The organism is Rhizobium sp. P1_E1 (assembly GCF_056406015.1).
The window spans coordinates 1-6,261 of record NZ_JBFUAY010000235.1; the positions used below are offsets into that span (position 1 = coordinate 1).

Sequence of the window (6,261 nt, forward strand, 5' to 3'; positions counted from 1 at the left end):
GCATTCGGAGTGGGGTGACTATACCCGTCGAAGGAAGTTTCGGGTCGACGATGATGCTGACGTTTGCATCCTCAGCTCAGACGGCTGACGTTAAAAAGCTGCAGGATGCGCAAAAAGCGATCCAGGCGGTACTGGCGATCCATTACCGCCTGAAAATCATAGCTGCGAAGACGATTGTCGCTCCGAAACGGTTGCTTTCACCAAGAGAAGCAATGTGCCTCATGTGGGCGGCAAAGGGCAAAAGCGCTCCGGAAACCGCAATGCTGACGGGGATCAACCCGAGGACAGTGCAGCACTACCTTGATAAGGCGCGCGAAAAGCTCGACGCAGCGACCGTTCCGCAACTTGTCGCGATCGCCAAAGACCACGGTCTGGTATGAGCGTCATTCTTCGCCATCTGGGGCAACTTCAGGGATGTAACCAAGCGCATCGATGATTTCCGACAGCACCTCCTGCTGGGCCTCAGATTTGTTCTGACGCGCGACGTACTCATCCTGCAGACTTTTTAGTACGGCACCGGAAACGGACGGATCGCCGCTCGCGCGAGTCCATTCCTCGTAGACAGCTTCGTCGGCGGCAATCAGGCGGCGGTGTTCGAGAATTGCCGAGACAGCCAACGCCTCCAGCTCCGGCTGTTGCATCGAGCTGAAGCGCGATTCTCTTTCGTTTTCTTGACCATTTGCATCGGATGAGCTCGCTTTGTTCACCCGCTTCTCCCAAACTTTCATTTTCTCACCAAGTGGCCCGAAGGTTCGCCTACATCAAATCCGGCACGGTTACGTCCGAAATCTCTGGGTTGCAGGCAAAGCGCTGATGCTTAGATCGACCCTAACCCATTACCCGCCCCGCATTGGCGGGCATTTATAGGAAAGGCTTTTACATACTTTAGTTGATAAACTCAAAGTGTGTAAACGGCGATCTTTCGGCGCATGGACATGCGCAAACTGGTCGGCTCGAATTTTGCCCGCCTGCGTCGGGAGAAAGGCCTGACACAGGAAGAGGTCGAGGCGCGTTCCGGATTCAGTCAGCAATATCTTAGTAGCCTGGAGCGAGGTCGTCGCAACCCAACTGTAATTACGCTTTATGAACTGGCTCAAGCCTTAGATGTCAGCCACGTCGAATTAGTTCGACCAATTGGTGAGACCCAAGTTGGTGCGAAAGCAGGTGCATAACCTTGTTGTAGCAACACCTCCGGCCTGGGACAGCGAGAATCGTCTTCGCAAGCCGGCGGGATTGAGACTGTTCGCTCCTCGTATATACTCTCTCTAAAAGGAATGATTATTAGCAACGCTCTTCGTGAATGTATGGCTGCCGAAGCCGAAGCCGTCAGCGAGATCGCTGTGAAGGCTGTACACAAAATGCCATCGACAAGCGCATCCTCTCAACCCGACTGTCGCGCAGTTCCGCCCGAGCGCTGGCAGACGAAGATCTGCTTCGTTGAAACTCTCGTACGGTGTCGGTTCGATCCTGTCGGCAGAGCGTCGCAAGCGTTTGTTCGTATCATTGACCAGGACCCCCATGCAGAAGAAACTGTTAGAGCGGACGACTATCTGATCATCGACGTCGCGAGAGCGAGGGAGCACTTGGCCGCGCGCGGCGAAGTGCTCTGGACCGGACTAGATCATCCACTGCGTGAAAGGTTAGTTGGCGGCGAGCCGGTTTTCAAAGGCAAAGGTATGCGCGTCCCAGTCCGAACAATCGCTGGATGAAATTCCAAGAGCGAGGGCGTTCTCCACCTCAGGGATTGTGATACAAATCCTAGGATAATAGATCCAACTTTCCGAGCTTTTATATCAATGCCCGGTCCCTTCACGCAACGCCAGATCGCCCGGACCGTGCTAACTGAGCGCGGAATAGCACGTTTGGTGGAACTGCGGAACGCAGGTGTGACGGCTGCCACCATGAGCCGAATGGAACGAGATGGTGAAGTGCTGCGGCTTGCCCGCGGTCTTTATCAACTTCCTGATGCGCAGCTCGACGTCAACCACAGCCTGGCGGAGGTTGCCAAACACGCACCCAAAGGCGTTGTCTGCCTCGTTTCGGCATTGGCGTTCCACGGCTTGACAGATCAGCTCCCCGGACAAATCTGGCTTGCCATAGGCCGTAAGGACTGGGCTCCGAAACTGGACGGCCCCGCTATGCGCATCGTGCGTTTCGCAGACAGCCTTCTCAACGAAAACGTCGAAACCCATGTCATTGAAGGCGTTCCTGTGAGGGTCTTTGGAATTGCCAAGACAATTGCCGATTGCTTTCGCTATCGAAACAAGATCGGCCTTTCGGTAGCGATAGAAGGGCTGCAGGAGGCGTTGCGGCAACGAAGGGCTACTCCTGGCGAAATCGCCAACCAGGCCGAACGCGGTGGCGCCGGATCGGTGATCCGGCCGTATCTCGAGGCGCTGACCGCCAATGGCTAAAGAAATCAGAAACGTCAGCGCCTCGGTGCGCGCGCCTGTTGCAACTCGCCAAGGCAAGCGGGCAAAGCTTCGATCTGGTTCTGACGCGTTTCGCTCTTGAACGGTTATTGTTCCGGCTCAGTCAGTCGCCCCACGCCAATCGCTTCGTTCTAAAAGGGGCGATGTTGATGATGAGTTGGTTCGACGACCCGCACCGAGGCACGCGCGACCTCGATCTTTTGGGTTTCGGTGATCCGAGTCCGGACCCGATGCTTGAGACATTTCGGGAAATTCTGGCGCAAGAGGCCGACGATGGCGTCACGTTCGATCCCGATACGCTGCATGTGGATCGCATTCGCGAGGCACTGGACTATGGTGGGCTCAGGCTGCGGGTGATCGCTACAATCAGTGGAGCCCGGATCAACCTGACGATCGACATCGGGTTTGGCGATGCGCTTGAGCCTGGAGTGGAGATCCTGGATTATCCTTCCATGCTCGATTTTCCGATGCCGCGGTTCCGGGCCTATGCGCGGGAAACGGTCATTGCCGAGAAGTTCCAGGCAATGGTAATGTTGGGGCGAGTAAACAGCCGCATGAAGGATTTCTACGACATCTGGATCCTCAGCAGGTCTTTCGACTTCAGCAATGATCGGCTGGCGCGCGCAATAGCCGCTACCTTTGAGCGCCGCGAGACACCGATCCCCACCGACAGACCCGACGCCCTAACGGACGCCTTTGCCAACGACCAGCAAAAACAGCGGCATGGCGCGCTTTCGTTGAAGGTGTTGCACACAATCCTGGCGATCTGACAGACGTCATCGCGGAGATTGCCACATTCCTGATGCCGCACGCGGTTGCGGCTGCTAGGCTGGACAAATGAGTGCTTGGTCGCAATCTGTCTCACATTAATTTCATGCTTTGGAGCCGCGCTAAATTCTGGCTTGGCCGGAAGATGCTCCGCGAATGCAAGATAAACTCAACGCTATTGCTGACCACTGATGCGGGAAAGATCGATCCGCATCCCGGCGCGTCCAACATCCTGTACCGTCTCTGGCTGTACGTCTTTCGGCGTCGCTTCCTCGACATCCATTGACCCGGCCGGACGGGTCTCATCGCTTTTCTGCGGCGCTTTGATGGGTATGCCTGGATCCTCCGCCTGAAACACGCTTACGCCCTCGAACTCACCAGTCTTCCATGCGTAAATCGCATCATCGAAAATCTGCGGGAACACGTCTTTGCTCGTGGGGTTGCCATACCATTTCGCAACGATCCTAAGGACCTTGCCGAACATCGCCGTGCCTTTGCGAAGGTTCTGGCAGGAGTCGACCAAACCTGGCTTTAAATCGGTCGCTTCCTTGGCTCCAATCCCAGCGGGAAACTGCGTCAGGCCGACGCGAACGACGGCCTGACCAGCAAATTGCCGGACGATCGCCATTGCCTCGTCCGCCGTTCTGGCTTTCGGAACGAGGATCAATCGGCCGCCCGATTTGACCGTAACGGCGAGGGGATCATCCGTGCCCGCTGCCATCACGAACTGCTCGATGAGCGCGGGCTTGAGGGAAGGGTCTGCGCATTCTTTTATCAGGGCGGCGTCGAGCATAGTGTCTCCTGCGCTGTCAGGTGTTGAAGGCAATAACGAGCGGTTTTGCGAAGAGCTTTGCCCATGCCGTGGTAGCGGCGCGCTGAATGGCGACGATCGACGTCCCTTCGGTCCACCATCCGTTTCCGACGGCAACGACGAGATCGGGATCGTGGAGCATAGACTGGAGGATCGGCCAAACGATCAGTTGCTCGTAGCAGATCAGCGGTGCTGCCCGGCTGGCACCGATCGCGACGACCGGGTTCGCAAAAAAATCTGCCCTGGCGCCGCCACTCTCCCCGAGCAAGGATCGCCACGGCTGCCACATCGAGCCGGGAACCGGCATGCGTTCGCGATAGAGGATGATTCCGCCCTTCCTGTCGACCGCGACGAGGACATTGTCGTAGCCGGTGCCATCGAGCACCGTGGCGCCGGCGATGACCGTCGCATCGGTATCGCCGGACGCGCTCGTCCAAAGCTGCGCCACGGTCGGTGTCCAGAAACCGAGCGCAGCTTCCGGCAGCACCACAAAGCGTGCGCCATCGCTGGCCGCGTTCCGGACCGTTGCGATCATGTCACGGTGGCGGTGAAGACCGGCCTCACGGCCGAGCGAAGCGCCCAATTCCAGATCGACGCCGCGCCAGCCTTCCGGTAGTTTCGGATCGGTCCAGATCGCGGCGGACCACAGCCAAAGGCCCGCAAAGGCGATGGCGACAGCTGGCCAAATGCGGGTTACGAGGCCCGCAAGGCCGGCTGTCATGAAGCCAAATCCCCACCATCCCCATCCTGGGAACAGAACACCCGCCGCCGTGACAGGATGCGCCCAACCCGTGATACCGAACGGCGGGACGGACATGATGATGGCCGCTAGGAGATAGCGAAGCGGACGAGCTCCGCTATTCTTCGTCCAGAGGGCCGAATGCACAGCAACGAAACTCATAGACGCACCCAGCCAGAGCAAGAGGCCCGGCCAGATATCCGACGAGTAAAAGGCGGCCACGCCTTGCGGCAAACCACGTGATGCGGCCAGGAAATATCCGGCGGAGACAAGTGCCGCCACTGATCTCGTTCGCGCGATCGACCAAAGAACCGGAAACCCAAGCGCGATAGGAAGGAGCAACATATGGCCGCCCCAGCCCACCACGCCGATCGCGATAGAAGTGAATATCAGCGCCGTCGCCCGAAGATATTCACGGCGCATAGGTGAGGACCTMCTGCGCCAGCCCGAGAATACCGGAGGCGGGCACCGGACCAAAATATCGGGAGTCATAGGAGCCGGGGAATGCGGAAAGCAAGAAGACATATCCTGGCGGTACGATGCCGCTGGGAAAGGGCGTCAACGGCCGGCCTTTTCCATCGCGTTGGGCAAGACTGGAAGAGGAAACTTCCCGGCCGTCCACGTTTACGCTGGCGCCGATTTCGACATGTTGTCCTGCGACAGCGATCACTGTCTTGATCAACGGCGCGACGCCGCCCGGACAGGAGCCAGAACGGAGATAGCCACGCGCTCGTGCCTTCACCATTTCCGCCGTTTCCGGTGGGCAGATGAACACCAGGTCATCAATAGCCAGCGGACGATAGAGAGGAACGATGCGCCACAGGCCGAGCGGTTCGCTTGGCGTCAGATTGATGCGGTAGCCGCCGGCGACGGCAGTCACCACCAGCAGGATGGCGGCGACCGCCGCCATCGACAGAACCACAATGCCTCGTCGTTGCTGCGTGGTCATCGACCGGCGGGTTGCAGCCTCGGTCATTTCAGCGAGAGTCCTTGGCTCCTAGTTTRCCGCAGCGTCTCGGCCTGCTTCAGCGCTTCGGTCGTTCGTTCATGAGCAGCCATTTGCTGAACCGCCCGCATGGCGTCCCAGGCGTTCCGGACCTCGGCCTTCTGGCCGGCCGTCATGCCTGCCGTGACGGTCTCGAAGGTCTTGCCATCAGTGTCTTTCGCCGCCAGTGGCAGGAAGGTCCGTTCCCCGAAACGTTCGGAAACCGCCTTGGCGAAACCTTCGAGTTCTGCTTTCACCATTTTGTCCGCGAGCGCGTATTCGAGACCAGCCGGGAGATCGTTGCGATCGATCGCATCGCGCACGCGTTCGAGCGTTTGCTTAGCGGCTGGAGAGAGCGCCGGGATGTCGACCGAAACCTTGAGCCGGACCGCGCGCTCCTCCGTCTCATGTTTGAATTCGGCCTCGGCCCGCTCACGAAGGTAGCGTTCAAGATTTCGGGCGAGCGCCGGTACATTGGCGASCGCTTTTTCCCGGTCCTGCTTGTCGCCACGGCTCGCGAGAAGAC

Annotated in this window: 7 protein-coding genes and 3 pseudogenes; 5 read left to right on the forward strand and 5 right to left on the reverse strand. The window is 58.5% G+C overall.

Translation table 11 applies throughout. The features are described from left to right. The coding region (locus AC1D1Z_RS32530; RefSeq protein WP_477852956.1) for a LuxR C-terminal-related transcriptional regulator at positions 1–380 on the forward strand (380 nt) is incomplete at its 5' end. A 3-nt stretch (positions 381–383) separates the two neighbouring features. Here AC1D1Z_RS32530 and AC1D1Z_RS32535 read toward each other — a convergent pair. After that, positions 384–707 carry a transcriptional repressor TraM gene (locus AC1D1Z_RS32535; RefSeq protein WP_130654289.1) on the reverse strand — a complete coding sequence of 108 codons (324 nt, stop codon included), beginning with the start codon at positions 705–707 and terminating at the stop codon, positions 384–386. Positions 708–929: 222 nt separating this feature from the next. Here AC1D1Z_RS32535 and AC1D1Z_RS32540 point away from each other — a divergent pair, with 222 nt between their 5' ends. The 4 genes and pseudogenes from AC1D1Z_RS32540 (at position 930) to AC1D1Z_RS32555 (ending at position 3,273) form a co-directional block, all read left to right on the forward strand. Beyond that, complete coding sequence (locus AC1D1Z_RS32540; protein ID WP_130654290.1) at positions 930–1,172, forward strand: helix-turn-helix domain-containing protein; 243 nt, start codon at positions 930–932, stop codon at positions 1,170–1,172. A 102-nt stretch (positions 1,173–1,274) separates the two neighbouring features. Further along, positions 1,275–1,703: pseudogene (locus AC1D1Z_RS32545) on the forward strand (DUF433 domain-containing protein); the annotation flags it as partial. 93 nt (positions 1,704–1,796) lie between these two features. After that, the gene (locus AC1D1Z_RS32550; RefSeq protein ID WP_130654291.1) at positions 1,797–2,414 is read left to right on the forward strand and encodes a type IV toxin-antitoxin system AbiEi family antitoxin domain-containing protein; all 618 of its coding nucleotides are present in this window, start codon (positions 1,797–1,799) and stop codon (positions 2,412–2,414) included. Continuing rightward, positions 2,407–3,273: pseudogene (locus tag AC1D1Z_RS32555) on the forward strand (nucleotidyl transferase AbiEii/AbiGii toxin family protein). The gene AC1D1Z_RS32550 and the pseudogene AC1D1Z_RS32555 overlap by 8 nt, the downstream one beginning before the upstream one ends. Positions 3,274–3,375: 102 nt before the next feature. Here AC1D1Z_RS32555 and AC1D1Z_RS32560 read toward each other — a convergent pair. From AC1D1Z_RS32560 to AC1D1Z_RS32575, 4 genes and pseudogenes are all read right to left on the reverse strand, one after another. Further along, the gene (locus tag AC1D1Z_RS32560) at positions 3,376–3,993 is read right to left on the reverse strand and encodes a TraH family protein (protein WP_477852959.1); all 618 of its coding nucleotides are present in this window, start codon (positions 3,991–3,993) and stop codon (positions 3,376–3,378) included. 16 nt (positions 3,994–4,009) lie between these two features. Further along, positions 4,010–5,173 carry a conjugal transfer protein TraB gene (locus AC1D1Z_RS32565; protein ID WP_130729903.1) on the reverse strand — a complete coding sequence of 388 codons (1,164 nt, stop codon included), beginning with the start codon at positions 5,171–5,173 and terminating at the stop codon, positions 4,010–4,012. Next, on the reverse strand, positions 5,163–5,726 hold the full coding sequence (gene traF / locus AC1D1Z_RS32570) for a conjugative transfer signal peptidase TraF (RefSeq protein ID WP_477852962.1): 564 nt from the start codon (positions 5,724–5,726) through the stop codon (positions 5,163–5,165). Before traF ends, AC1D1Z_RS32565 begins: the two co-directional genes overlap by 11 nt. Continuing rightward, positions 5,723–6,261 (reverse strand): annotated as a pseudogene (locus AC1D1Z_RS32575) (Ti-type conjugative transfer relaxase TraA); the annotation flags it as partial. The pseudogene AC1D1Z_RS32575 and the gene traF, both read right to left, overlap by 4 nt.

Excerpts from the sequence above, each read along its gene's own strand:
- AC1D1Z_RS32550 (WP_130654291.1), top strand. The coding sequence starts at position 1,797 with ATGCCCGGTCCCTTCACGCAACGCCAGATCGCCCGGACCGTGCTAACT.
- AC1D1Z_RS32540 (WP_130654290.1), top strand. The coding sequence starts at position 930 with ATGGACATGCGCAAACTGGTCGGCTCGAATTTTGCCCGCCTGCGTCGG.
- AC1D1Z_RS32560 (WP_477852959.1), bottom strand. The coding sequence starts at position 3,993 with ATGCTCGACGCCGCCCTGATAAAAGAATGCGCAGACCCTTCCCTCAAG.
- AC1D1Z_RS32565 (WP_130729903.1), bottom strand. The coding sequence starts at position 5,173 with ATGCGCCGTGAATATCTTCGGGCGACGGCGCTGATATTCACTTCTATC.